This is a genomic window from Streptomyces sp. NBC_00820, from assembly GCF_036347055.1.
Lineage (GTDB): Bacteria > Actinomycetota > Actinomycetes > Streptomycetales > Streptomycetaceae > Streptomyces.
Map to the genome: position 1 here is coordinate 6,078,169 of NZ_CP108882.1, position 26,411 is coordinate 6,104,579.

The window sequence follows — 26,411 nt, forward strand, 5'->3', positions numbered from 1 at the left end:
CCCGGCAGGATCCCGAAAGCGGCATCCCGAAAGCGGCGCCGCGAGGGGCGTGTTCAGCTCGCGAGCGTTGTCGTCCGCAGTTCGCGGATCTCCACGACGTCCATCCGGCCCGGCGTACCGAGCACCGCCGCGCCGCAGCTCTCCGGGCGCGGCGGGAGTCCGGCGGCCTGCGCCACGGTGACGCGCCAGCCCCGGCCGTCCGCGTGAGCGACGGTGACCTCCCAGCGGGGGGCCGAGCCCACGGTCCGTACGACGCTCAGCACGCCCGCCGCGTACTCGTCCGTCATCGAGCGCACGGCCAGCTCGGCGGCCTGGCCGGGCCGTTCCCACGCCGTGCTCCCGCGGCACCCCTCCACCAGTACGCGTCCGTCCCGCGCGTGGTGCAGGGCCTCCTTGACGGTGTGCGCCTCGGCGCGGCCGTACGCGTAGCCGTAGGGCAGGACGAGCACCGTGGGCGCGAAGCGATGGCCACCCAGATGGGTGACCTCCCAGACGCCCTCCACGCCGGACGCGGCCAGCTCGGCGGCGAGGGGGCGGCCGAGCAGCGCGCAGCAGCGGTCGCGCTTGCCGTTGGTGCACACGAGCGCGAGCGGGTCGCCGTCGTGCGGCCGTCCGCCGAGCGCCGTGCCGAAGGAGCGGTGGTCGCCCGCGCCGAGCGCCGCGAAGTCCAGGTCGAGCAGCCGGTGCGGGTCACGGGTGGTGGCGCTCTGCAGCCAGATCCTCCCGGGGACCGTGTGGGCCGCGTAGACGTGGCGCAGCGGCGGCGTGCCGGGGTCGGCGTGGCGGCCGGGGCGCCGGATCAGGGCGATGCGTACGCCCGTTCCGTCGGCGGCGGCCTCCAGGGCGCGGCCCAGTACGGGGTCGAGATGGCTCGAGGTGAGCGCCTTGGCGCCCCAAGGGCCGGGTTGCTCCAGCAGCAGCCACGTCGTCGCCGTGGCCGCCGTACCGGAAACGGGCTCGTCGAAGCCCCGGGAGACGGTCGTGCACCTACTCACAGAGGTGAGCCTAACCTGACTTCGGCCGGGGCGACTTCCGGGCCCGATCGTGTCCCGGTCACCCCTTGGGCGCTTTCGTCCCGCTTGCCCTACTCGGGCATGGGCTGCGGGGGGCGCGGTCCGGCGTAGTGGCCGCTCGGGCGCATGCGCAGCGGGCGCTCGCCGTACTCCTCCAGGGCGTGGGCGATCCACCCCGCGGTGCGGGCGACCGCGAAGATCGTCTCGCCGGCCGTGGCGGGCATGCCCGAGGAGGCGGTGAACACGGCCAGGGCCAGGTCCACGTTGGCGTGCAACGGGGCGTGGCGGGCCGTCGTGGCGACGATGTCGCGGGCGGCGAGCAGGGCGGGCTCGGCCCGTGGGACCTGCTCCAGGAGGTCGAAGAGCACCCGCGCGCGCGGGTCCTCGCCGGTGTAGAGCCGGTGGCCGAGTCCGGGGATGCGGCGGCCCGCGCGGAGTTCGTCGGCGATCACGGGGACGGCGGTGCCCTGGTCGAGCACGTCGAGCAGCATGCGGTGGACCAGTCCGCTGGCGGCGCCGTGCAGCGGGCCCTCCAGGACGCCGAGTCCGGCCGAGACCGCCGCGTAGGCGTGTGCGCGGGCCGAGGCGGCGACCCGGACGGCGAGGGTGGAGGCGGCCAGGTCGTGGTCGGCGAGCAGGGCGAGGGCAGTGTTCAGGACCCGCAGTGAGGCCTCGTCGGGCGCGTGGCCGGTCAGCCGGCCCCACAGGCGGTGGGCCAGGGGGGCGCCGTCCTCGTGGTCGTGCCCCACCGCCGGCAGCGCGGCGACCAGCGTGGGAATCAGGATGCGCCCTGTGCCGAGTACGGCCTCCTCGGACAGGTCGAAGCGCAGGGGGTCCTCGGCCGCCGCGGCGATCGCGGCGACGCGCAGCCGGTCGATGGGGGAGGCGTGCTCGGACAGGGCGTTCACGGCGCGGCGCGCGACCTCGACGGTGGCCTCGGGCGCGGTGAAGGTGGCACCGGGGGCCGGCCGGCCCGTCCACAGCCACTCCGCGACCTCCTCGTAGGAGTGCCGTGTGGCCAGCTCCGTGGCGTCGACGCCACGGAAGTAGTAGTGGTCCTGTTCGATCAGCGTGAGGTGGGTCCGCACGGACATGTCGTTGGCCGAGCCCGAAGTGCCCACGGCCTCCCGCCTGTTGCGGCGGGCCAGGGCCTCCACCTCCTTCGTGTCGAAGGTGCTGGCACGGCCGCCGGGCTCGCGTCTGCTGCTGAGCAGGCCGCGGCTCACGTAGGCGTAGACCGTCTCGGGCTTCACGCCGAGCAGTTCGGCGGTCTCCTTGGTGGACAGCCTTCGCCCGGGGCGGTCCTGGGCGGGTTCGTGATCGCGCATGGAGGTCACCGTAGCCGCCTCTGCACACGTTGATGTCGTCATATTGATCGAATCAATATTGACACGCCGTAAGTCAAGTATGGATAGTCGGATCAAGTCCAGGGAGGAACAACATGTCCATCAACAGGGCCGCACCTCTTGTCGACGTACCGCGCGGTCTCGCGGGCGTCGTGGTCACCGACACCGAGATCGGGGACGTCCGGGGGCGCGAGGGCTTCTACCACTACCGGCAGTACTCGGCCGTCGAACTCGCGCGCACGCGCGGCTTCGAGGACGTCTGGCACCTGCTCGTCCACGGCACGCTCCCGGACGCCGAGCGCCGAGCCGCCTTCGTCGCCGAGACCGCGGCACTGCGCGTGCTGCCCGAGGAGGTCCGCGCCGCCCTGCCCGCCGTCGCCGCGGCCGGCCGCACCTCCGGCCCGCTGGCCGGGCTGCGCACGGCACTGTCGCTGCTCGGCGCCACCCGGGGATTCCGGCCGGTGTACGACATCGGCGCGGACCGGCGCCGCTCCGACACCGTCGCCGCCTGCGCCGCCGTACCCACGCTGCTCACCGCGCTGTACCGGCTCGGGCAGGGCCTCGACCCGGTGGAGCCGCGCGCGGACCTGTCGTACGCGGCCAACTACCTGTACATGCTCACGGGCGAGGAGCCCGATCCCCGTCAGGCCCGCGCGGTCGAGCAGTACCTGATATCAACCATTGATCACGGATTCAACGCGTCAACCTTCACCGCGCGGGTGATCGCGTCCACCGGCGCCGATGTCGCGGCCTGCCTGGTGGGGGCCGTGGGCGCGCTCTCCGGGCCGCTGCACGGCGGAGCGCCGAGCCGCGCCCTGGACACGCTGGACGCGATCGGCACGTCGGACCGGATCGACTCCTGGATCCGGGAGCGGGTGCTCGCGGGTGACCGGATCATGGGCTTCGGGCACGCCGTCTACCGCACCGAGGACCCTCGTTCACGCATGCTCCGCGACATCGCCCGCGACTTCGGCGGCCCGCGCGTCGACTTCGCCGTAGAGGTCGAGCGGCACGTCGAGAGGATCCTCGCCGAGCTCAAGCCCGGCCGCGAACTGCACACCAACGTCGAGTTCTACGCCGGCGTCGTCATGGAACTCTGCGGCCTGCCCCGGGAGATGTTCACCCCCACCTTCGCCGCGGCCCGCGTGGTGGGCTGGAGCGCCAACATCCTGGAGCAGGCGGCGGATTCGAAGATCATCCGCCCGGCGGCGCGCTATGTCGGCCCGGAGGCGCCGGTCGCGGTGCCGCTGGTGTAGCGCGTCCCCGCTCCGGGCGAAGTGCCGATGCCGGGACCGCCCGCCGCCGTCCCGGTGGGCGGCGACAACCCGCCCTCCGGCTGCGATTCGGGCGAGAGGCGTAGTCGGCCTGCCGGAATACACCGTTCTCCGATGATCTGCGGTGCTTGTGGGCATGGACTGCGCCGCGTTTGTCCCGGCTCGTATTCTGGTCACCGAGTTCAGCCTCGTCCGAGTACCGCGGTACCGCGTCCGCCCGTGCCGCCGTGCGTGGCTGTGTGAATCCCGCACGAAAGGTGCCGCCCGTTGGGGAACAGCCGGAGCAGCCGGAGCAGCCGTAGTCCGCAGCAGATCCCGGTCGTCGTGCTCGCCGGGTTCCTGGGCTCGGGGAAGACCACGCTGCTCAACCACCTGCTGCACCGCAGCGGAGGCAGCCGGATCGGGGCGGTCGTCAACGACTTCGGGTCGATCGAGATCGACGCGATGGCCGTCGCGGGCGCCCTCGGCGACTCGACCGTCTCGCTCGGCAACGGCTGCCTGTGCTGTGCCGTCGACGCGAGTGAACTCGACCAGTACCTGGAGCGGCTCGCCGCGCCCGCCGCGGGCATCGACGTGATCGTCATCGAGGCCAGCGGGCTGGCGGAGCCGCAGGAACTCGTGCGGATGGTGCTCGCCAGCGAGCATCCCGGCCTCGTCTACGGCGGCCTCGTCGAGGTCGTCGACGCGGCCGAGTTCGACGACACCCGGGCCCGGCACCCCGAGATCGACCGACACCTCGCGCTCGCCGACCTCGTCGTGGTCAACAAGCTCGACCGGGCACCGGACGCCGACCGCGTCCTCGGCCTGGTCCGCTCGCTCACCGACCGCGCCGCCGTCGTCCCGGCCACCTACGGGCGCGTCGACCCCGAGTTCCTCTTCGACTGCCGGCCCAGCGAGGAGCGCGTCGGCCAGCTGTCGTTCGACGACCTGCACGAGCACGGCGACGACGACAGCACCGGCCACCTGCACGCCGGCTACGACAGCCTGTCCTTCACCTCCGACGTGCCCATGGACCCCCGGAGCCTGATGCGGTTCCTGGACAGCCGTCCGCAGGGGCTGTACCGGATCAAGGGATACGTCGGCTTCGGGCCGTACGACACCGGCAACCGGTACGCCGTACACGCCGTGGGCCGGTTCCTGCGCTTCCACCCGGAGCCGTGGCCGGCGACCGAACCACGCCTGACCCAGCTCGTCCTGATCGGCGCCGGCATCGATACCGAAGCGCTCGGCAAGGAACTGGAGGCGTGCAAGAGTGACGCCCCACACGCCGACGAGCACGGCATGTGGGGCGTCCTGCGGTACGTACAGGGCCCGGATGAGACAGACCCCATGGAACCGTCCGCCTAGGAGACCGGCCCCGCGATCACCGCGACGGTCCCGGGCAGCGAGGTTCCCGAGCCGTCCCGGCGCGGGTCCAGGTCCGGCAGTTCCACCGGGGTGCCGTTCTTCTGGGCCGCCCGGGCCGGGACGGGGCCCGCCCAGGCCAGCGCCAGGCAGTCCTCGCCCTTCAGGAACCGCTGGCAGCGCACGCCACCGGTGGCCCGGCCCTTGCGCGGGTACTGGTCGAGCGGGGTCAGCTTGGCCGTCGTCTGCACCGAGTCGTCCAGCGTGCCGCGCGAGCCCGCCACCGTGAAGACCACCGCGTCGGCGGCCGGGTCGACCGCGGTGAACGAGATGACCTTGGCGCCCTCGGTGAGCTTGACACCGGCCATGCCTCCCGCCGGACGGCCCTGCGGGCGGACCTGCGAGGCCTGGTAGCGCAGCAGCTGCGCGTCGTCCGTGATGAAGACGAGGTCCTCCTCGCCGGTGCGCAGTTCCACCGCGCCGACGATCCGGTCACCCTCCTTGAGGGTGATGACCTCCAACTCCTCCTTGTTGGACGGATAGTCGGGCACGACCCGCTTCACCACACCCTGCTCGGTGCCGAGCGCCAGACCCGGCGACGACTCGTCCAGCGTCATCAGGCAGACCACCGTCTCGTCGTCCTCCAGGGACACGAACTCGGCCACCTGCGCGCCTCCGGACAGGTTCGGCGCGGCCGCCGTGTCCGGCAGCTGCGGCAGGTCGACGACGTTGATCCGCAGCAGCCGGCCCCCCGAGCTCACCGCACCGATCTCCCCGCGCGCGGTCGCCGGCACCGCCGAGACGATCACGTCGTGCTTGACGCGGCCGCCGCCGTCGGCGTCCTCCGAGACCGGCTCGTTGCCCTTGGTGCGGGCCAGCAGGCCGGTCGAGGACAGCAGCACGCGGCACGGGTCGTCGGCGACCTGGAGCGGCACCGCGCTCACCGGGGCGCCCGCGGACTCCAGCAGCACCGTACGCCGGTCGGTGCCGAACTTCTTCGCCACGGCGGCCAGTTCGGCCGAGACCAGCTTGCGCAGCTCCACGTCCGAATCCAGGATCTGGGTCAGCTCCTCGATCTCCGCGGTGAGCCGCTCCTTCTCCGCCTCCAGCTCGATGCGGTCGAACTTGGTGAGCCGGCGCAGCGGCGTGTCGAGGATGTACTGCGTCTGGATCTCGCTCAGCGAGAAACGCTCCATCAGACGCTGCTTGGCCTGCGCGGAGTTCTCGCTGGACCGGATCAGCCGGATGACCTCGTCGATGTCGACCAGGGCGGTGAGCAGGCCCTCGACCAGGTGCAGCCGGTCCCGCTTCTTGCCGCGGCGGAACTCGCTGCGGCGCCGGACGACCTCGAAACGGTGGTCGAGGTAGACCTCCAGCAGCTCCTTGAGGCCCAGGGTGAGCGGCTGGCCGTCGACCAGGGCGACGTTGTTGATGCCGAAGGACTCCTCCATCGGCGTCAGCTTGTACAGCTGCTCCAGGACCGCCTCGGGCACGAAGCCGTTCTTGATCTCGATGACCAGACGCAGGCCGTGCTCGCGGTCGGTGAGGTCCTTGACGTCGGCGATGCCCTGGATCTTCTTCGCGTTGACCAGGTCCTTGATCTTCGCGATGACCTTCTCGGGGCCGACCGTGAAGGGCAGTTCGGTCACGACCAGGCCCTTGCGGCGGGCGGTCACCGTCTCGATCTCGACGCTCGCGCGCATCTTGAAGGTGCCGCGGCCCGTCGCGTACGCGTCCCGGACGCCGTCCAGGCCGACGATCCGGCCGCCGGTGGGCAGATCCGGTCCCGGGACGAGCCGCATCAGCGCGTCCAGGTCCGCGTTCGGGTGCCTGATCAGGTGGCGGGCGGCCGCGATGACCTCGCGCAGGTTGTGCGGCGGCATGTTCGTCGCCATACCGACCGCGATGCCCGAGGAGCCGTTGACCAGCAGGTTCGGGAAGGCGGCGGGCAGGGCCACCGGCTCCCGCTCCTGGCCGTCGTAGTTGGGGACGAAGTCGACCGTGTCCTCGTCGATCGACTCGGTCATCAGGCTCGTCGCCTCGGTCATGCGGCACTCGGTGTACCGCATGGCGGCCGGCGGGTCGTCGTTGCCCAGCGAGCCGAAGTTTCCGTGGCCGTCCACCAGCGGGACGCGCATCGAGAACGGCTGCGCCATGCGCACGAGGGCGTCGTAGATCGACGCGTCGCCGTGCGGGTGCAGCTTGCCCATGACCTCGCCGACGACACGGGCGCACTTCACGTACGCCCGCTCCGGGCGCAGGCCCATCTCGTTCATCTGGAAGACGATGCGGCGATGCACCGGCTTGAGGCCGTCACGGGCGTCCGGCAGGGCGCGCGAGTAGATGACCGAGTACGCGTACTCGAGGTAGGAGCCACGCATCTCGTCCACGACGTCGATGTCGAGGATCTTCTCCTCGTACGACTCGTCGGGCGGCGGGGTCTTCGTGCTGCGGCGGGCCATCGCTGCCGGCTCCTCCTGTTTTCTGCTCGCGTTCGACGGATCTGACGTGGACCATTGTGGACCGCGGCACTGACAACCCCTGCCGCGACCCGGTCCCTGCGGCCCGCCCCGGGGTGTGGAGGCAGCCCGGTCCGGTTCCGCGACGCCATGCCGGCGCCGCACCCGCGGGCACGCCTGACGCAGGCTACGCGATCCGCTGTGGGCGTACGTGCCGCGGGAACTTCGCCGGGGCCCCGCACGCTTTGCATACAGTGGCAGGAACGGCAGGAAAACCGCGGTTTCGACGACCGCCTCCGCTCGCGAAGGGACGTACATGCCCATGGGTCACACGACCACAGCCGAGGCAGGCTCCGGAGGCCTGACAGCGACCGAGCACCGGCTGGCCAACGGTCTGCGCGTGGTGCTCTCCGAGGACCACCTGACCCCGGTGGCGGCGGTCTGCCTCTGGTACGACGTCGGTTCCCGGCACGAAGTCAAGGGCCGCACCGGCTTGGCTCACCTTTTCGAGCACCTGATGTTCCAGGGCTCGGGCCAGGTGAAGGGCAACGGCCACTTCGAGCTGGTGCAGGGCGCCGGCGGCTCGCTCAACGGCACCACCAGCTTCGAGCGCACCAACTACTTCGAGACGATGCCCACTCACCAGCTGGAGCTCGCCCTCTGGCTGGAGGCCGACCGCATGGGCTCCCTGCTGGCCGCCCTGGACGACGAGTCCATGGAGAACCAGCGCGACGTCGTCAAGAACGAGCGCCGGCAGCGCTACGACAACGTGCCCTACGGCACCGCCTTCGAGAAGCTGACCGCCCTGTCCTACCCCGCGGGCCACCCCTACCACCACACGCCGATCGGCTCGATGGCGGACCTGGACGCGGCCACCCTGGAGGACGCGCGCCAGTTCTTCCGCACCTACTACGCGCCCAACAACGCCGTACTCTCCGTGGTCGGCGACATCGACCCCGAGCAGACGCTCGCCTGGATCGAGAAGTACTTCGGCTCCATCCCCGGCCACGACGGCAAGCCCGCTCCCCGTGACGGCTCCCTGCCGGACATCCACGGCGAGCAGCTGCGCGAGGTCCTCGTCGAGGAGGTCCCGGCGCGCGCCCTGATGGCCGCCTACCGGCTCCCGCACGACGGCACGCGCGCGTGCGACGCGGCCGACGTGGCCCTCACCGTCCTCGGCGGCGGCGAGTCCTCCCGGCTGTACAACCGCCTGGTGCGGCGCGACCGTACGGCCGTCGCGGCCGGCTTCGGCCTGCTGCGCCTGGCCGGCGCGCCCTCGCTCGGCTGGCTGGACGTGAAGACCTCCGGTGACGTCGAGGTACCCGTCATCGAGGCCGCCATCGACGAGGAGCTGGCCCGCTTCGCCGAGGAGGGCCCCACGCCCGAGGAGATGGAGCGCGCCCAGGCCCAGTTGGAGCGCGAGTGGCTGGACCGGCTCGGCACCGTCGCCGGCCGCGCCGACGAACTGTGCCGGTACGCCGTCCTGTTCGGCGACCCGCAGCTCGCCCTCACCGCCGTGCAGCGTGTCCTGGAGGTGACCCCCGAGGAGGTGCGGGAGGTCGCCAAGGCCCGCCTGCGCCCCGACAACCGCGCGGTCCTCGTCTACGAGCCGAAGTCCCCGGGAGCGGTCGAGGACGCCGACGTGCCCGAGGACCCGGAGGCGGAGGCCACCGTGGAAGCCGCCGACGACAACGAGGAGACGGGCAAGTGACCGAGCAGCTCGCCACGATGGAGTTCCACCCCCAGCCGCAGCCCGGCGACGCCAAGCCGTGGGCCTTCCCCGCTCCCGAGCGAGGCACGCTGGACAACGGCCTGACCGTCCTGCGCTGCCACCGTCCCGGCCAGCAGGTCGTCGCCGTCGAGGTACTGCTGGACGCGCCCCTGGACGCCGAGCCGGCCGGCCTGGACGGCGTCGGCACGATCATGGCGCGGGCCTTCTCCGAGGGCACCGACAAGCACTCCGCCGAGGAGTTCGCCGCCGAGCTGGAGCGGGCCGGCGCCACGCTCGACGCGCACGCCGACCACCCCGGCGTCCGGCTCAGCCTGGAGGTTCCCGCCTCCCGCCTGGCCAAGGGCCTCGGCCTGCTCGCCGACGCCCTGCGCGCGCCCGCCTTCGCCGAGAGCGAGGTCGAGCGGCTGGTCCGCAACCGCCTGGACGAGATCCCGCACGAGCTGGCCAACCCCTCCCGCCGGGCCGCCAAGGAACTCTCCAAGGAGCTGTTCCCGGCGACCTCGCGCATGTCCCGCCCGCGCCAGGGCACCGAGGACACCGTCGAGAAGATCGACGCGGAGGCCGTACGCGCCTTCTACGACCGTCATGTCCGCCCCTCGACGGCCACCGCGGTCGTGGTCGGCGACCTGGCCGGCAGCGATCTGGACGCCCTGCTCGCCGACACCCTGGGCGCCTGGACCGGCACCCCGGGCACGCCCCGGCCGGTGCCGCCGGTGTCCGCCGACGACACCGGCCGCGTCGTCATCGTCGACCGCCCCGGCGCCGTTCAGACGCAGCTGCTCATCGGCCGCGTCGGCGCCGACCGGCACGACCGGGTGTGGCCCGCGCAGGTGCTCGGCACCTACTGCCTGGGCGGCACCCTCACCTCCCGCCTGGACCGCGTCCTGCGCGAGGAGAAGGGCTACACCTACGGCGTGCGCTCCTTCGGGCAGGTCCTGCGCTCCGCGCCCCCCGCGCCCGGCGGTGCCACGGGCATCGCGATGCTCGCCATCAGCGGCTCGGTCGACACGCCCAACACCGGTCCCGCGCTCGAGGATCTGTGGAAGGTGCTGCGCACGCTCGCCGCGGAGGGCCTGACCGACGCCGAGCGGGACGTCGCCGTGCAGAACCTCGTCGGGGTCGCGCCGCTGAAGTACGAGACCGCGGCGGCCGTCGCGAGCACGCTCGCGGACCAGGTCGAGCAGCACCTGCCCGACGACTTCCAGGCCGAGCTGTACCGGCGGCTCGCCACCACCGGCACGGTCGAGGCGACCGCGGCGGTCGTCAACGCCTTCCCGGAGGACCGTCTGGTGACCGTTCTCGTGGGTGACGCGGCCGAGATCAAGGCGCCGGTCGAGGCGCTCGGTATCGGCGAAGTCACCGTCGTGGCCGCCGAGTAGAGGCCGGACAGCGACCGAAAGCGGGCCGGACAGCGACCGAGGACGGTCCGCGGAGCGACCGGAAAGCAGGTCGCAGAGCGACCCGAAACCGGCCGTAGGGCGGCCGTGGAGCACCCGAAGAACGGCCGTGCGCGTGTGGGGCCCTGATGACCGACGGGTCATCAGGGCCCCACGCCGTTCCCGGACACGCCGTTCCCGGACACGCCGTTCCCGGACACGCCGTTCCCGGACACGCCGTTCCCGGACACGCCGGACTCTTGCTTCCCAGATGTCCGGATTGGTACGGAGGTTGCCTGTCTGCCCTGTGGGATGCGCTACAAAAGCCCGGATCCGTTTGAGGATCCCGAGCCGCCCCCTTTAGCGTCGTCCGGGCTGTTCGTCAGGCAGTGCGCCGCGCCCGCGGCACCGGACAGCCATCGCCGAGTCCCCGCATGGCGCGAGCCAGGGGAGCCGGGGACCCAACCACAGTCCCTGGGGTGAATCGGACGCCCGCGCGACCGCGAGGGTGCCCGTAGGAGACCTTCCTGCTCCGAACCCGTCAGCTAACCCGGTAGGCGAGAAGGAAGGAAAGGACCAGCCACTTCATGGCGTTCATGTGCGCCGCCGGGAAGCACCGCAAGCCCGGCCGGGTCAAGCGCACCACCGCTCAGGCGGCCGGCATCGCGGCCCTCACCACCACCGGTGTCGTCGGCACCCTCGCAGCCTCCCCGGCCCTCGCCGCGGAGAACTCCGTCGAGCGGACTGGTCTCACCCCCGTCATCACCGTCAACGACTCCCTCGCCGAGGAGATCGACGCGCAGGCGGACGCCCAGAAGGCGGCCGCGGAGAAGAAGGCGGCCGCGGAGAAGGCGAAGAAGGAACGCGAGGCCGAGGTCCGCGCCGCCCGCGCTGCCGAGCGCGAGCGTCTGAACGCCTTCGTCGTCCCGATCGCCGGCTCGTACGTCTCCACGGGCTACAAGACCGGCGGCTCCCTGTGGTCCTCCGGTTCCCACACCGGCATCGACTTCCATGCCGCGAGCGGTACGTCCGTCCACGCGGTCGGCGCCGGCACGGTGGTCTCCACCGGCTGGGGCGGCGCCTACGGCAACCAGATCGTGATCCGGATGGCCGACGGCATGTACACCCAGTACGGCCACCTGTCGTCCATCGGCGTGACGCCGGGCCAGCGGGTCACCCCGGGCGAGCGGATCGGTCTGTCCGGCGCGACCGGCAACGTCACCGGCCCGCACCTGCACTTCGAGGCCCGTACGACCCCGGAGTACGGCTCGGACGTCGACCCCGTCGCCTACCTCCGCAAGCACGGCCTGAACGTCTGACGACTGCGCACGGCATCCCGTACCCGCGCATCCGTACCGCGCATCCCCCTCGCGTATCCCGAAGCCCCGGCCCACATGGCCGGGGCTTTCGCCGTTTTCCGTACGGCTCCCGTGACCGGTGTCCAAAAAATATCCCTGGATTCCGGTCCGCCGTCGGAAATTCCGGCTCATTGTCATAGAGTCACGGAACACGCGTCCATCGTCGACGTTTCCCGGGGATTGAGACGGAGGTCGGGCATGCGAATTCCCGCACATTCGGTGTGCACGGCGATCCGGGACGACATCGTGGCCGGTGTCCACGCGCGCGGCAGCCGGCTGACCGAGGAGGTCCTGGCTCGCCGGTACGGCGTCTCGCGCGTCCCCGTCCGCGAGGCCCTGCGCACGCTGGAGGCGGAGGGCTTCGTGGTGACCCGGCGGCACGCGGGCGCCTGCGTGGCCGAGCCGACCGAGCAGGAGGCCGCAGACCTGCTGGAGATGCGCCTGCTGCTGGAGCCGCTCGGCGCAGCCCGGGCCGCCCAGCGGCGTACCGAGGCACACCTGAAGGTGCTGCGCGGCCTGGTCAGGCTGGGTCAGGAGCGGGCGCGGCGGGGCGGCAGCGAGGATCTGCGCGCGCTCGGCGGCTGGTTCCATGTGACGCTCGCCCAGGCCTGCGGCAGCCACTCGCTGACCTCGGTGCTCACCCAGCTGCGGCACAAGATCGCCTGGATGTACGTGGTGGAGGCGCCGCTCAGCCCCGTGGAGTCCTGGGCGGAGCACGGCGCCATCGTGGACGCGGTGGCGCGCGGCGACAGCGAGCGCGCGCGGGCGCTCACGGCGCTGCATACCGAGCGCGCGACACTCGCGCACCGGCTCCGGGCCACCGCGGGCGGCGACCGCGCGGAGCGTGTGAGGAACGCGCAACATCCCGTAAACATGCCGAGCCTGCGGAATTAACACCGGGGCCGTATACAAAGTGGAGACGCCCGGAGGAGATTATTTCCGCTGCCCTTTTCCTGTACTCCGCGAATTCCATCGGGGAGAGTGGGGGGAACGCGGAAGCCGCGCCACCCTCTCCGGATGACGCGGCTTCCTGAAGCGGCCCGGAATCAGATCCGCCCGGAATCAGACCCGCTCGGAATCAGACCCCGCCCGCAATCGGACCGTCTCGGAATCAGACCGTCTCGGGCAGTTCTTCGAGGCCCTCGGCGACCAGCTTGGCCAGCCGGTCCAGGGCGACGTCCGCGCCCTCGGCGTCGGAGGTGAGGACGATCTCCTCGCCACCCTGGGCACCCAGGCCCAGGACGGCCAGCATGGAGGCCGCGTTGACCGGCGTACCGCCGCCGGTCTTGGCGATCGTGACCGGAACGCCTGCGGCCGTGGTGGCTCGGACGAAGATGGAAGCGGGGCGGGCGTGAAGGCCCTCGGCCCAGCCGACGTTGACGCGGCGCTCAGCCATGTGATGCTGCCCTTCAGTCTCTCAGGGTTGTCTAGACCAGATTTCCATATCGTGCAGCGCGCCGGCGGCGGTCACTCGTCCCGCCCCGGCGTGTCGTCGGACCGCGGCCTCGGCCCGACTGTGTCCCCCCATGGTCCCTCACGAACCGCTCCACGCCGTTGTCGTACGCGAGCCGTAATCTGGGGCCCATGCAGACCTCGGCGGACCGGCGGGACCGGCACGAGTACCCCGCCCACTGGGAGGCGGACGTGGTGCTGCGCGACGGCGGTACCGCGCGCGTGCGCCCGATCACCATCGACGACGCCGACCGTCTGGTCAGCTTCTACGAGCAGGTCTCGGACGAGTCGAAGTACTACCGCTTCTTCGCGCCGTACCCCCGGCTCTCCGCCAAGGACGTCCACCGCTTCACCCACCACGACTTCGTGGACCGGGTGGGGCTCGCGGCCACCATCGGCGACGAGTTCGTCGCCACCGTACGCTACGACCGTATCGGCGCGGGCGGACTGCCCGCCTCCGCTCCGGCCGACGAGGCCGAAGTCGCCTTCCTGGTACAGGACTCCCACCAGGGCCGCGGTGTCGCCTCCGCCCTCCTTGAGCACATCGCCGCCGTCGCGCGCGAGCGGGGCATCCGCCGCTTCGCCGCCGAGGTGCTCCCCGCCAACACCAAGATGATCAAGGTGTTCACGGACGCCGGCTACACCCAGAAGCGCAGCTTCGAGGACGGCGTCGTACGCCTGGAGCTGGACCTCGAACCCACCGACCGCTCCCTCGCCGTACAGCGGGCGCGGGAGCAGCGCGCCGAAGCCCGCTCCGTGCGACGGCTGCTGGCACCCGGCTCCGTCGCCGTCATCGGCGCCGGCCGCGCTGCCGGCGGGGTGGGCCGCAGCGTCCTGGTCAACATCAGGGACGCCGGCTACCAGGGGCCGCTGTACGCGGTGAACCAGTCCTTCCCCGACGACCTCACGGAGATCGACGGCGTGCCCGCGTACCGCTCGGTGCGGGACATCGAGGGGCCCGTGGACCTCGCGGTCGTCGCCGTACCGGCCGAGGACGTGCCCGGCGTGGTCGCCGAGTGCGGCGCACACGGGGTGCAGGGCCTCGTCGTGCTCTCCGCCGGATACGCCGAGAGCGGACCCGAGGGACGCGAGCGCCAGCGGGCCCTCGTCCGGCACGCGCGCGCCTACGGCATGCGGATCATCGGCCCGAACGCCTTCGGCGTCATCAACACCGCCCCGGACGTTCGTCTGAACGCCTCGCTGGCGCCGGAGCCGCCCCGCGCGGGCCGGATCGGGCTGTTCGCCCAGTCCGGTGCCATAGCCATCGCGCTGCTCGCCCGGTTGCACCGGCGTGGGGGAGGGGTCACCGGGGTCACGGGCGTGTCCACGTTCGTCTCCGCCGGCAACCGGGCCGACGTCTCCGGCAACGACGTCCTGCAGTACTGGTACGACGACCCGGACACCGACGTCGTGCTCATGTACCTGGAATCCCTCGGCAGCCCCCGCAAGTTCACCCGCCTCGCCCGGCGGACCGCGGCCGCGAAGCCGCTCGTCGTGGTGCAGGGCACCGGGTCCGCGCCGCAGGGACACACGGTGCAGGCCACACGGCTGCCGCACGCGACCGTCTCCGCGCTGCTCCGGCAGGCCGGGGTGATCCGCGTGGACACCATCACCGAACTGGTCGACGCCGGCCTGCTGCTCGCCCGCCAGCCCCTGCCGGCCGGGCCGCGGGTCGCGATCCTCGGGAACTCCGAGTCGCTGGGCATGCTGACGTACGACCGCTGCCTCGCGGAGGGCCTGCGGCCCACCCGCCCGCTGGACCTGACGACGGCGGCGACGGCGGACGACTTCCACCGGGCGCTGTCGCGGGCGCTGGCCGACGAGACGTGCGACGCGGTGATCGTCACCGCGATCCCGGCGATCGGGGAGGGGTCACAGGAGGACGCGGAGCTGGCGGAGGCGCTGAGGTCGGCGGCCGCCACGGCCCCGGGCAAACCGGTGCTGGTCGTGCACATCGAGCTCGGCGGCCTCGCCGAGGCGCTCTCGGCGGCGGCGAGCACGGCTCCACAGGCCGTCGAGAAGGCGGCCGGCGCGAGCGCGGGCGCGGGGGCCAGAGACGGGACTGGGACCGGCGCCCCGGAGTTCCCCCCTGCCCGACGACCGCCCACCACGGCACCGCGCCCGCCGAAAGCCGCCTTCGCCTCCTCCACCCCCTCCTCGCGTACGAGCTCCAGCACCACCGACACCACCGGCACCACTGGCATCACAGGAGCCACAGGAACCCCTGGCCCAACCGGCACCTCCGACGCCGTCGAGACCTCCGGAACCTCCGGAACCTCCCCCTCCGCCCAGCGCCTCATCCCCGCCTACCCCGCCGCCGAGCGCGCTGCCCGCGCCCTTGCCGAGGCAGTGAAGTACGCGCAGTGGCGGCGCGAGGCCGCCGATCCGGGCAAGGTGCCCGAGTACGACGACATCGACGAGAAGCGGGCCGCCGAGCTGATCGGCGCCCTGCTGGCGCGCGGGCAGGGCCTCACGATCGGCCCGGACCAGACCTGCGAGCTGCTGGCCGCCTACGGCGTCCACGTCCGCCAGGCGCTCCCCGCGCCCACCCCGGACGCAGCGGCCGAGGCCGCCCGCACCCTCGGCTACCCGGTGGCCCTCAAGGCCACCGCCCCCCACCTCAGACACCGCGCCGACCTGGGCGGCGTCCGGCTGGACCTCGCGAACGAGGAGCAACTGCGACGGTCCTACGCCGAGTTGACCGACCTGTTCGGGAAGCCGGAGGAGCTGCGGCCGGTCGTGCAGGGCATGGCGCCCCGGGGTGTCGACACCGTCGTACGCGCCGTGATCGATCCGGCGGCCGGGGCCGTGCTCTCCTTCGGCCTCGCCGGAGCCGCCTCACAGCTCCTCGGCGACATGGCGCACCGGCTGGTCCCCGTCACCGACCGGGAGGCGACCTCGATGGTCCGCTCCATCCGGACGGCACCGCTGCTGTTCGGATGGCGGGGCTCCACGCCCGTGGACACGCCCGCCCTGGAGGAACTGCTGCTGCGGGTGTCCCGGCTGGTCGACGACAACCCCGAGGTCGTCGCCGTCACCCTGGAGCCGGTGGTCGTCGCCCAGCACGGCGTGAGCGTCCTCAGCGCGACCGTACGGCTCGCCCCGCCACCCGCCCGCGACGACCTGGGCCCGCGCATACTGCCGGCGTACTGAGGCCCGCGCGCCGGCACACCAGGGGGCTAGGGGGTGAGCCGGTCCCCGGGGCCTCGAACGGATCCGCCCAAGGTCTCGAAGGGATCCACCCGGGGTATCCAGGGGAGCAGAGGAGGGTGCCGGCACCGCCGGCCGGGAAGTGGTCTTCGTCGCACCCGTCCTCGTTCCCGGGCCGTCCGCCGTCCAGGACCGGCTCTTCCGCTCGCCCGCCCCGGAGGAGACCCCACGCCCGCCGGGGGCGGGACCGGGTGCCCGGCGCGGGCGTCCGGCCAGGGTGTGGAGGCCGCCACGGGTGAGCGTGACTGGCCCTGACCCCCCTTGCCCACGGATTAGGATGGACGCCATGGCCAAGACCAGTACGACGACCCAGGGGCTGCGCGCGGCGATCGAGCGCAGCGGCTACTACCCGGCCCTCGTGGCCGAGGCGGTGGAGGCCGCTGTGGGCGGCGAGCCCATCCGGTCGTACCTGGTCCACCAGGAGACCACGTTCGACCAGAACGAGGTCCGCCGTCATGTGACCGTCCTGGTCCTCACGGGCAACCGCTTCATCGTCAGCCACACCGACGAGCAGGCCGCCGACAGCACCTCCCCGACGCCGTACGCCACGACGTCCACGGAGTCCGTGAAGCTCGGCCGGATCTCCTCGGTCGTGGTCAGCCGCGTGGTCGCGAACCCGGAGCAGTACACGCCGGGCACGCTGCCCCGCGAGGTCGTGCTGACCATCGGCTGGGGTGCGGTCAGCCGCCTCGACCTGGAGCCCGCCGCCTGCGGTGACCCCAACTGCGAGGCCGACCACGGCTACACGGGCAGCTCCACGGCGGACGACCTCAGCCTGCGCGTCAGCGAGGCGGGGGACGGCCCGGAGACGGTGCGCCAGGCGCTCGCCTTCGCGCAGGCCATCTCCGAGGCGACCGCGGACATCACGCGCTGATGTCCCTGCCTTCGCCCTGGGACCACCCGGAACCGCTCGCCCTGGACAGCGCACCACTGCCCGAGTACGGCAGCGGCTCGCTCGCCGACCTGCTGCCGACGCTCGCCGCGGGCATGGGCGTCCCCGGCATGACCGCCACGATCGAAGAGCTGACCGGGACCGACCGGGCCTGTGTCTTCCTGATCGACGGGCTCGGCTGGGAGCAGCTCAGGGCGCACCCGGACGAGGCACCCTTCCTGAACTCGCTGCTCGGCAGTTCGCGGGGCGGCACCGGCCGGCCGCTCACCGCCGGCTACCCGGCGACCACCGCGACCTCGCTCGCCTCGGTCGGTACCGGCCTGCCCCCGGGCGCCCACGGCCTGCCCGGCTACACGGTCCGCAACCCGGCCACCGGCGCGCTGATGAACCAGCTCCGCTGGCAGCCGTGGACCGACCCGTACACCTGGCAGCCGTACCCCACGGTCTTCGAGCTGGCCGAGCGGGCCGGCGTCCACGCGGCGCAGGTCTCCTCGCCCACCTTCGCCAACACCCCGCTGACCAAGGTCGCGCTCAGCGGCGGCACCTTCATCGGCCGGCTGACCGGCGAGGACCGCATGGACCTCGCGGCCGAACAGCTGGCCGCCGGTGACCGCTCGCTCGTGTACACCTACTACGCGGAACTGGACGGCGCGGGCCACCGCTACGGCGTCGCCTCCGACACCTGGCGCGGCCAGCTCATGACCGTCGACCGGCTCGCCCAGCGCCTGGCCGAGCAGCTGCCGCCGCGCAGCGCGCTCTACGTCACCGCCGACCACGGCATGGTCGACATCCCCTTCGACGATCAGCACCGCATCGACTTCGACGAGGACTGGGAACTGCGCGCCGGAGTCGCCCTGCTGGGCGGAGAGGGCCGGGCGCGGCACGTGTACGCGGTGCCGGGCGCCGAGAACGACGTACTGACCGTCTGGCGCGAGGTGCTCGGCGAGCAGTTCTGGGTGGCCTCGCGGGACGAGGCGATCGACGCGGGCTGGTTCGGACCGCCCGGCGCGTGCGACGAGCGCGTGTACGAGCGCATCGGGGACGTGGTCGCGGCCGCGCACGACGACGTCCTGATCATCGCGTCCGAGCGGGAACCCAAGGAGTCGAAGATGGTCGGCAACCACGGTTCGATGACCCCCGCCGAGCAACTGGTCCCCCTGCTCGAAGTACGTTCCTGAACCGCCCCCTGTGACTACTCGCCGAAAGGTGTTCAACCCCTCATGCCCGAGCTGGTGTTCTTCTCCGGAACGATGGACTGCGGGAAGTCGACGCTGGCTCTGCAGATCGAGCACAACCGGTCCGCGCGCGGCCTGGTCGGCATGATCTTCACCCGGGACGACCGCGCGGGCGAGGGCAAGCTGTCCTCCCGGCTCGGTCTGGTCACCGACGCGGTGGAGGTCGAGGACGGCCAGGACCTGTACGCCTACCTCGTCGACCACCTCTCGAAGGGCGGTCGCGCGGACTACGTGATCGCGGACGAGGCGCAGTTCCTCGCGCCCGACCAGATCGACCAGCTCGCGCGCGTGGTCGACGACCTCGGCGTGGACGTCTTCGCCTTCGGCATCACCACCGACTTCCGTTCCAAGCTCTTCCCGGGCTCCCAGCGGCTGGTGGAACTGTCCGACCGCATAGAGGTGCTCCAGGTCGAGGCCCTGTGCTGGTGCGGCGCCCGCGCCACGCACAACGCCCGCACAGTGGGCGGGGAAATGGTTGTCGAGGGCGCCCAGGTCGTCATCGGAGACGTCAACCGCCTGGGGGGCGAGATTGGCTACGAGGTCCTGTGCCGCCGTCACCACCGGCGCCGGATGACCGCCGCGTCGTCCCGCGCGGCGACCCTGTCCCCGGACGTGCTGCCGGTGACATCGGTCTGACCCGTGCTGCCGGTGACAGCGGTCGTCGGATCCGGGACGAGGAGGAAGGGGGTCGGTGAAAGCCGACCGCCCGATCGGGTGACCGGGACGGTCCGGTTTTCCGCCCCGGGACACCGGGCGGCCGCTCAGCGCGGCCCCTGGACCACCGAGAAGAGCGCTCCCTCCCGGTCCGCCACCGTGGCGACGCGGCCGTGCGCGGTTTCCTGGGACGCCCGCACCACCTGCCCGCCCAGCTGGACTACCCGCCGCAGCGTGTCGTCGGCGTCGGCGACCTCGAAGTGCGTCAGCCAGTGCGACCCCCGGTCCCGGGGCAGCGTGTGTCCCATGCCGCGCAGACCGGCCACCGGGCGCCCCTCGACGTACAGGTTCACGTAGTCGAAGTCGGCGGACACCTCAGGTTCCTCCGCGTACCCGAACACGGTCTCGTAGAACTTGGCGACGCCCACGGTCTCGTAGGTGTGCAGCTCGTTCCAGACGGGGGCGCCGGGGACACCGGTGATCGTGGTGCCGGGGTGCGCGGCGCCCTGCCAGATGCCGAAGACGGCCCCGGAGGGGTCGGAGGCGATGGCCATCCGGCCGTCCTCCGCCGCGTCCAGGGGCCCGACGGCCACCGTGCCTCCGCACAGCCGCACCTGGTCCGCCGCCCGGTCGACGTCGTCGGAGGTGAGGTAGGGCGTCCAGGCGACCGGCAGCCGGAGTTCCGGCGGCAGCTGGCCGATGCCCGCCACCTCGTGCCCGTCCAGCAGGGCCCGTACGTAGGGGCCGAGTTGCCGCGGGTCCGGTCCGAACTCCCAGCCGAACAGCTCTTCGTAGAACTCCCTGGTGTCCGCGAGTCCGTGCACCATCAGGGTCACCCAGCAGGGTGTGCCGGGCGCGCGTCGCGCGTACGGGCCGGCCGACTCCCGTGCCTCGGTCATCGATCACTCTCTCCCCGGCCCCTCACGGTGGCCGTGTCGCATCCGCTCCCCGCAAGGGCTGTGCCGCTGGCGCGCACGCCCGTGCCGGTACCCACATCCTTCGCCGTGACGCGTGCCGTGCCGCCCGGTGCCACCTGGGGAGGATGTCCGCTCCGACGTCTCTCGCCGCTTGCGGACGGTGGCCGGCGGGGCGTCCGTCAGTTGTACAGCGTGTGCCCGATCCGGTACACCCGGTGATCGAACGTGTCCGGCCGAGCAGAGTAGCCGTACCTGGACGCCGCGGCCACCCCTGGCGTATGGATGGATGTCATGACAGCCATCATCACCGCATCCGAACTCGCCCGGGACCTGGCCGGACAGACCCCGCCGGTCCTGCTGGACATCCGCTGGCAGTTGAGCGCGTCGAAGGCGGCGGGCGCCCCGGCCTTCGACGGCCGGGCCGAGTACGCGGCCGGACACGTCCCCGGCGCGGTCTACGTCGACCTGGACGGCGAACTCGCCTCCGCTCCCGGCGCGCGCGGCCGGCATCCGCTGCCCGGCACCGACGCGTTCGGCGCGGCCATGCGCCGCGCGGGCGTGTCGGCCGCCCGGCCGGTCGTCGTGTACGACGGCGGCCAGGGCTGGGCGGCCGCGCGCGCGTGGTGGCTGCTGCGCTGGACGGGTCACCCGGACGTGCGGGTCCTCGACGGCGGGTTGCCGGCGTGGGAGGGGCCGCTGTCGACGGACGTGCCCGCTCCGGCCGAGGGCGACTTCGAACCGGCGCCCGGCGCCGTCGGCTTGCTCGACGCGGACGCGGCGGCGGCTCTGGCCCGCTCGGGTGTGCTGCTCGACGCGCGCGCGGGTGAGCGGTACCGCGGCGAGGTCGAGCCGATCGACCCGGTCGGCGGGCACATCCCGGGCGCGGTGTCGGCGCCGACGGCGGAGAACGTCGGCCCCGACGGCCGGTTCCTGCCCGCGGCGGACCTCAGGGACCGCTTCAAGGCCCTGGGAGTGTCCGGGGACGCACCGGTGGGCGTGTACTGCGGCTCGGGCGTCTCGGCCGCGCACGAGGTGCTGGCCCTCGCGGTGGCGGGTGTTCCGGCGGCCCTCTACGTGGGTTCGTGGTCGGAGTGGTCCGCCGACCCGTCCCGCCCGGTGGCGGTCGGCGCGGACCCGCAGTAGACGGCGGAAGGTGGGGGCACGTGCGCCCCCACCTCCCGCGACCGTGAACTCGTGCGAGTCGACGGCCGTGAACTCGTACGGCCGTGAACTCGTGCGACCGTCGGCTCGTACGAACGCCTGCGATTCAAACGGCCGTACGGCCTGTTTACTCCTGCTTCTTGCGCCGGGTACCGAAGACGATCTCGTCCCAGCTCGGCACCGCGGCCCTGCGGCCGGGGCGGACGCCGTCGGCCTCGGCCTGCCGGTCGGTGGCGCCGATGAGCCGGTCGCGGTGGCTGGTCACGGAGCGGGGCATGAGGACGTCCGCGTAGGCCGAGCCGGCCGAGGCGGCGGGCGCCGGAGGCTCCTCCGTCGCGGGCTCCTCGGGGGTCTCCTCCGAGGTCTCCGGCGGCCGTTCCGGCACCACCAGGTCGCCCCGGAAGCTCGGCACCGCCTCAAGGAGGCTGGTCAGCGAGTCGCGTTCGCCGGTGCTCTCGTCGGCGGGCTCGGACGCCTGCGCGGGCAGGCTCGGCCGGTCCCGGTCGCTCCGGTCGAGGGCGCGGTCCATCGAACGCTCGCGCGGCAGCCGGGCGATGCGCGGCACGAACGGGAAACTCGGCTCGGGTACGGCGAGGTCGTCGGACTCACCGATCAGCGAGCGCGCCTCGTCGTCGACGGCCTGGACGAGCCGCCGGGGCGGGTCGTACGTCCAGCCCGCCGAGTGCGGTTCGCCCGCGACCCGGTAGACGAGGAGGACCTCCCAGGTGCCGTCGTCGCGGCGCCAGGAGTCCCACTGCACGGTGTCCTTCTCGACGCCGCGCAGCAGCAGCCGCTCCTGTACGGCCTCGCCGAGCAACGGGCCGGAGTTCTCGCCGGGGCGGCGGACCGGGGTCTTGCGGGCCCGCTCGGCCATGAAGGCGCGCTCGGCCAGCACCGGTCCCTCGAAGCGCCGTACCCGGTCGACGGGAATGCCGGCGAGCTGGGCGACCTCTTCCGCGGTGGCACCGGCACGTATGCGGGCCTGGATGTCACGGGGGCGGAGATGGCTCTCCACCTCGATCTCGATCTGGCCGAGGCGGGGACGGTCACCGCGCACGGCGGCGCGCAGCCGTTCATCGATCGGAAGGGTGTACTCCGTCGCGTCGGCAGCCTTGAGCACCAGCCGTGTGCCGTCATTGGAGACGGCCACGACACGCAGTTCGGGCATGGGAACCTCCCGGGTGGTGCCTGCCGACGTCACGTGCGTCGCTGCTTCCGCTAGTCGAGTGTGGCCTGCCCGGGTGCAGCCTGCCACAACCTTGCCGAGTTGCCCGGCGTGTCGGGCACGGGCCCGGGATCGCCGTTATGGCACGGTTACCAATTCGCAACGCTAAGTGACGAACCTCATCACCCTGTGCAACTAGCCCCCTCCCGGCGGTCCCGCAAGGCCGCGGACACCCTGGTGGGAGACCGGGCCCAGGGCTCGCAACAGTACTCCATTCGGACCACTCGCGTGGATTGGCGCGCCGCCCAACTTCTGGCAAGGGGTGCGACTTGGCCGTATGAGGCCGGGTCGCGGTGGGGGTGAACGTGGCGAAGTTCACGCTATGTCCAGAAACGGAACTAATGGTTTCGTTCGTACGTCCCTTCTCCTGCGGTAGATCGCTCAATGTCGATCAAGTACGGGAAAGGCAGGCAGGTTCCGGGTATGCGTGAAACGCCCGAAGCGGGTCGGAAGCGGTTCGAGCTGAGCGTCCCCCAGGTCGCGGGCAGCGCGCTCGCGGCGGTGGTGGCGGCCAAACTGGCCTCGTACTTCGGGGTGTACGGCACGATCCTCGGCGCCGGAGTCGTCAGCGTGATCGCCACCTGCGGCGGCTCCTTCTTCCAGCAGCTCTTCCGGCGCACCGGTGAGCAGTTGCGCGAGGCCAAGGGCGCACCGCGGCCGAAGGGGCGGGCGTCGCAGGAGCAGGAAGGGACTGCCGCGGGCGAGTTCGGCGACGCGACCGTCTACCGCGCGCGCGTGAAGAGCTGGAAGCGCCCGGTCGTCGCGGCCGCCCTCGTCTTCGGGGTCACCATGGCCGGCATCACGACGTACGAGCTGGTGTCCGGCAACAGCTTCAGCGGCGGCAGGGGTACGACGGTCAGCGACGCCGTCGACGGCGGCCGCGGCGCCCACTCCCCGAAGACCGGTGTCGGCGGACCCTCCTCGTCGCCCTCGTCCCCCTCGGACGCTCCCGGCACCGGCGCCCCCTCGACCGGTCGCGGCGGTACGCCCGAGCCGGCCACTCCCGCGCCGAGCGGCTCCCCGGACGGGAAGTCGAGCCACGGACCGGCCACCCCGTCCACCCCGGCCCAGGTCACCCCGCCCCCCACGCCCGGCGGGACCACGGCCACGCCTACGACCCCAGAACCCTCCGCAAGTAGTCGTTCTGGAACAGCCGTTCCGGGTCAAGACGGTCCCGCAACGCCGTGAACTCGCCGAAGCGCGGGTACGCCCCCGCGAAGTACTTCGCGTCACGGGTGTGCACCTTGCCCCAGTGCGGCCGGCCCTCGTGCGCGGTGAAGACGCGCTCGGCGGCGGTGAAATAGGCCTGGTACGGAGTGCCCCGGAACATGTGGACGGCGATGTAGGCGCTGTCCCGGCCGGAGGCGGTGGACAGGGTGATGTCGTCGGCCGGGGCGGTGCGTACCTCGACCGGGAAGCTCACCCGCAGACCGGAGCGCTCCACCATGGCCTTCAGTTCGCGCAGCGTCTCGCCCAGGGCCGCGCGCGGGACGGCGTACTCCATCTCCACGAAGCGCACCCGGCGCGGTGAGGTGAAGACCTTGTAGGGGATGTCGGTGTACGTCCGCGCGGACAGTGCCCTGCTGGAGATCCGGGCGATGGCCGGGACGGTGGCGGGTGCGGCGCGGCCGGCCCACTGGGCCGCCTGGAAGACGCCGTTGGAGAGGAACTCGTCCTCGAACCAGCCGGCCAGCCGCCCCACCGGCTGCTCCGGACCCGCGCTGCGGTTGTTGCGCTTGGTGTTGGTGCTGCCGGTGTGCGGGAACCAGTAGAACTCGAAGTGCTCGTTCTCGGCCCACAGTTGGTCGAACTCGGCCAGTACCCGGTCGAGGGGCATCGGCTCCTCGCGGGCGGTGAGCAGGAACAGCGGTTCGACGGCGAAGGTGATCGCGGTGACCACGCCGAGCGCGCCGAGGCCCGTGCGCGCGGCCGCGAAGACGTCGGGGTTCTTCCCCGCGGAACACGTCAGCACCGAGCCGTCCGCGGTGACCAGTTCGAGCGCCGTGATCTGTGCGGAGATCGAGCCCGACTCGCGGCCCGTGCCGTGGGTGCCGGTGCTGGTGGCCCCGGAGACGGTCTGCTCCATGATGTCGCCCATGTTGGTGAGCGACAGGCCCTCGCGCGCCAGGGCCGCGTTGAGTCTCTTGAGCGGGGTGCCCGCCTCGACCGTGACGGTCATGGCGGTGCGGTCGATGTCACGGATCCCGGTCAACAGTTGAGGGCGGATCAACACGCCGTCGGTGGCCGCTATGGACGTGAAGGAGTGGCCGGTGCCGACCGCCTTCACCTTCAGTCCGTCCTCGGCGGCCCGGCGCACCGCGGCGGCCAGTTCCTCCACCGAGGCCGGAGTGACCTGCCGGGCGGGGCGGGCGCTGACGTTCCCGCCCCAGTTACGCCAGGTGCCGTTCTTGCCGCTCACTGTGCTGCTCAACGGTGCCTCCCCGCCCCGCCGCCGGCCTGCGCAGCCGGCGGTACCCGAGGAAACCGACCGCGACCGCGACGGCCCCGGACACGGCCGGAACCCCGTACCCGGCCCGCGCGCCGGCCGAGTCGATCACCCAGCCGGCCGCCGAGGAGCCGAGCGCGACCCCGACCGCGAGGCCGGTGCTCACCCAGGTCATCCCCTCGGTGAGGTTCGCGCGAGGTACGTGCTCTTCGATGAGGGACATCGTCGTGATCATCGTCGGCGCGATGAACAGCCCCGCAACGAACAGCGCCACGGCCAGAAGCGGCAGGTTCCCGACCAGTAGGAGGGGGATCATACTCACGGCCATCCCGCTCACGCCCAGCAGCCAACGGCGTTCCGGGGCCCCGGTGAACCGCAGCAACCCGAAGACCACGCCGGCCGCGCAGGAACCGGCGGCGTACAGCGCGAGCACCACACTCGCGGCGGCCTTGTGACCGCGCTCGTCGGCGAAGGCCACGGTGACCACGTCGATCGCCCCGAAGATCGCGCCCGTGGCCACGAAGGTGGCCACCAGCACCTGGAGCCCGGGCGAGCGCAGCGCGCTTCCGCTCCCGTGCTGCTCGCGCGGGTGCGGCTCGGGCTCGGTGGCGCGCTGGGAGGTCAGCCACAGGACGCCGACGGCCAGGAAGCAGGCCGCGAGCAGGGGACCCGCCTCCGGGAACCAGGCCGTGGACAGGCCGATGGAGATGATCGGCCCGAAGATGAAGCACGTCTCGTCGACGACGGACTCGAACGAGTAGGCGGTGTGCAGCTTCGGGGTGCCCCGGTACAGGGCCGCCCAGCGGGCACGGACCATCGCGCCGAGGCTCGGCACCGTGCCGATGCCGGCGGCGCAGACGAACAGCACCCAGTCCGGCCAACGCAGCGAGGCGGCGACCAGCAGCCCGGCGGCCGACGCGAGCGCCGCCAGGGTCGCCGGACGCAGCACCCGGCGCTGCCCGTGCCGGTCCACCAGCCGGGATATCTGCGGCCCGATCGCCGCGGCGGACAGCGCGATGGTGGCCGACAGCGCGCCCGCGAGGCCGTAGCGCCCGGTGAGCTGCGAGACCATCGTGACCACGCCGATGCCCATCATCGACAGCGGCATCCGGCCGAGGAACCCCGCGGCGGAGAAACGCTTCGTGCCGGGTTCGTCGAACAGGGCGCGGTAGGGGCTGGGCACGTGATCTCCGAAGCGACTCGGTAAGGCGCGAATGCGGCTGATACAGCTTACGAGTTAGGTAACCCTAATCGCATCAGGGATCATGGCCGGAAAATCGCATGAAAAGGCATGGAATGCGACTCTTCACCCCGCCG

General features: G+C 72.3%; 20 protein-coding genes and 1 riboswitch. Of the genes, 12 read left to right on the forward strand and 8 right to left on the reverse strand.

Annotated elements, in window-relative coordinates:
• Window positions 1-53: 53 nt before the first annotated feature.
• Both OIB37_RS27420 and OIB37_RS27425 read right to left on the reverse strand, forming a co-directional pair.
• Window positions 54-995, reverse strand: coding sequence for a sucrase ferredoxin (locus OIB37_RS27420; protein WP_330460273.1), 942 nt, complete (start codon window positions 993-995; stop codon window positions 54-56).
• Between the two features lie 89 nt (window positions 996-1,084).
• A complete protein-coding gene (locus OIB37_RS27425; RefSeq protein WP_330460274.1) occupies window positions 1,085-2,341 on the reverse strand; it encodes a citrate synthase in 1,257 nt (418 codons plus the stop codon).
• A 113-nt stretch (window positions 2,342-2,454) separates the two neighbouring features.
• Between OIB37_RS27425 and OIB37_RS27430 the strand changes: the two genes are divergently transcribed.
• Window positions 2,455-3,615 (forward strand): citrate synthase/methylcitrate synthase, encoded by a 1,161-nt coding sequence (locus OIB37_RS27430; RefSeq protein ID WP_330460275.1) that lies wholly within the window; start codon window positions 2,455-2,457, stop codon window positions 3,613-3,615.
• 285 nt (window positions 3,616-3,900) lie between these two features.
• Window positions 3,901-4,980 carry a CobW family GTP-binding protein gene (locus tag OIB37_RS27435; RefSeq protein ID WP_330460276.1) on the forward strand — a complete coding sequence of 360 codons (1,080 nt, stop codon included), beginning with the start codon at window positions 3,901-3,903 and terminating at the stop codon, window positions 4,978-4,980.
• Here OIB37_RS27435 and OIB37_RS27440 read toward each other — a convergent pair.
• Window positions 4,977-7,439 carry a DNA gyrase/topoisomerase IV subunit A gene (locus OIB37_RS27440; protein WP_330460277.1) on the reverse strand — a complete coding sequence of 821 codons (2,463 nt, stop codon included), beginning with the start codon at window positions 7,437-7,439 and terminating at the stop codon, window positions 4,977-4,979. The two genes, OIB37_RS27435 and OIB37_RS27440, sit on opposite strands and share 4 nt — an antisense overlap.
• 313 nt (window positions 7,440-7,752) lie before the next feature.
• Here OIB37_RS27440 and OIB37_RS27445 point away from each other — a divergent pair, with 313 nt between their 5' ends.
• From OIB37_RS27445 to OIB37_RS27460, 4 genes are all read left to right on the forward strand, one after another.
• On the forward strand, window positions 7,753-9,147 hold the full coding sequence (locus OIB37_RS27445; protein ID WP_330460278.1) for a M16 family metallopeptidase: 1,395 nt from the start codon (window positions 7,753-7,755) through the stop codon (window positions 9,145-9,147).
• A gap of 17 nt (window positions 9,148-9,164) precedes the next feature.
• On the forward strand, window positions 9,165-10,547 hold the full coding sequence (locus OIB37_RS27450; RefSeq protein WP_330461985.1) for a M16 family metallopeptidase: 1,383 nt from the start codon (window positions 9,165-9,167) through the stop codon (window positions 10,545-10,547).
• Window positions 10,548-10,954: 407 nt separating this feature from the next.
• Window positions 10,955-11,118, forward strand: a riboswitch (cyclic di-AMP (ydaO/yuaA leader).
• Window positions 11,119-11,131: 13 nt separating this feature from the next.
• Entirely contained in the window at window positions 11,132-11,863 is a 732-nt protein-coding gene (locus OIB37_RS27455) for a M23 family metallopeptidase (protein WP_330460279.1), read from the forward strand.
• 237 nt (window positions 11,864-12,100) lie between these two features.
• The gene (locus tag OIB37_RS27460) at window positions 12,101-12,796 is read left to right on the forward strand and encodes a GntR family transcriptional regulator (RefSeq protein WP_330460280.1); all 696 of its coding nucleotides are present in this window, start codon (window positions 12,101-12,103) and stop codon (window positions 12,794-12,796) included.
• A gap of 217 nt (window positions 12,797-13,013) precedes the next feature.
• On the opposite strand, the gene OIB37_RS27465 is transcribed toward OIB37_RS27460, so the two are convergent.
• On the reverse strand, window positions 13,014-13,298 hold the full coding sequence (locus tag OIB37_RS27465) for an HPr family phosphocarrier protein (RefSeq protein ID WP_330460281.1): 285 nt from the start codon (window positions 13,296-13,298) through the stop codon (window positions 13,014-13,016).
• 188 nt (window positions 13,299-13,486) lie between these two features.
• Between OIB37_RS27465 and OIB37_RS27470 the strand changes: the two genes are divergently transcribed.
• From OIB37_RS27470 to OIB37_RS27485, 4 genes are all read left to right on the forward strand, one after another.
• Entirely contained in the window at window positions 13,487-16,507 is a 3,021-nt protein-coding gene (locus OIB37_RS27470; protein ID WP_330460282.1) for a bifunctional acetate--CoA ligase family protein/GNAT family N-acetyltransferase, read from the forward strand.
• A gap of 334 nt (window positions 16,508-16,841) precedes the next feature.
• Complete coding sequence (locus tag OIB37_RS27475) at window positions 16,842-17,438, forward strand: DUF5998 family protein (protein ID WP_330460283.1); 597 nt, start codon at window positions 16,842-16,844, stop codon at window positions 17,436-17,438.
• On the forward strand, window positions 17,438-18,634 hold the full coding sequence (locus OIB37_RS27480; protein WP_330460284.1) for an alkaline phosphatase family protein: 1,197 nt from the start codon (window positions 17,438-17,440) through the stop codon (window positions 18,632-18,634). Before OIB37_RS27475 ends, OIB37_RS27480 begins: the two co-directional genes overlap by 1 nt.
• A 42-nt stretch (window positions 18,635-18,676) precedes the next feature.
• On the forward strand, window positions 18,677-19,327 hold the full coding sequence (locus tag OIB37_RS27485; protein ID WP_330460285.1) for a thymidine kinase: 651 nt from the start codon (window positions 18,677-18,679) through the stop codon (window positions 19,325-19,327).
• Window positions 19,328-19,452: 125 nt separating this feature from the next.
• Here OIB37_RS27485 and OIB37_RS27490 read toward each other — a convergent pair whose 3' ends face one another.
• The gene (locus OIB37_RS27490) at window positions 19,453-20,244 is read right to left on the reverse strand and encodes a VOC family protein (protein ID WP_330460286.1); all 792 of its coding nucleotides are present in this window, start codon (window positions 20,242-20,244) and stop codon (window positions 19,453-19,455) included.
• Between the two features lie 309 nt (window positions 20,245-20,553).
• On the opposite strand from OIB37_RS27490, the gene OIB37_RS27495 reads away from it, so the two are divergent.
• Window positions 20,554-21,405 (forward strand): sulfurtransferase, encoded by an 852-nt coding sequence (locus tag OIB37_RS27495; RefSeq protein ID WP_330460287.1) that lies wholly within the window; start codon window positions 20,554-20,556, stop codon window positions 21,403-21,405.
• 145 nt (window positions 21,406-21,550) lie between these two features.
• Here the strand turns inward: OIB37_RS27495 and sepH are convergent, their stop codons facing one another.
• On the reverse strand, window positions 21,551-22,591 hold the full coding sequence (sepH, locus tag OIB37_RS27500; protein ID WP_330460288.1) for a septation protein SepH: 1,041 nt from the start codon (window positions 22,589-22,591) through the stop codon (window positions 21,551-21,553).
• A gap of 480 nt (window positions 22,592-23,071) precedes the next feature.
• On the opposite strand from sepH, the gene OIB37_RS27505 reads away from it, so the two are divergent.
• Window positions 23,072-23,836 (forward strand): hypothetical protein, encoded by a 765-nt coding sequence (locus OIB37_RS27505; protein ID WP_330460289.1) that lies wholly within the window; start codon window positions 23,072-23,074, stop codon window positions 23,834-23,836.
• On the opposite strand, the gene OIB37_RS27510 is transcribed toward OIB37_RS27505, so the two are convergent.
• Window positions 23,760-25,079, reverse strand: coding sequence for a D-arabinono-1,4-lactone oxidase (locus OIB37_RS27510; RefSeq protein ID WP_330460290.1), 1,320 nt, complete (start codon window positions 25,077-25,079; stop codon window positions 23,760-23,762). The genes OIB37_RS27505 and OIB37_RS27510 overlap by 77 nt on opposite strands.
• On the reverse strand, window positions 25,039-26,277 hold the full coding sequence (locus tag OIB37_RS27515) for an MFS transporter (protein ID WP_330460291.1): 1,239 nt from the start codon (window positions 26,275-26,277) through the stop codon (window positions 25,039-25,041). The genes OIB37_RS27510 and OIB37_RS27515 overlap by 41 nt, the downstream gene beginning before the upstream one ends.
• Window positions 26,278-26,411 lie beyond the last annotated feature (134 nt).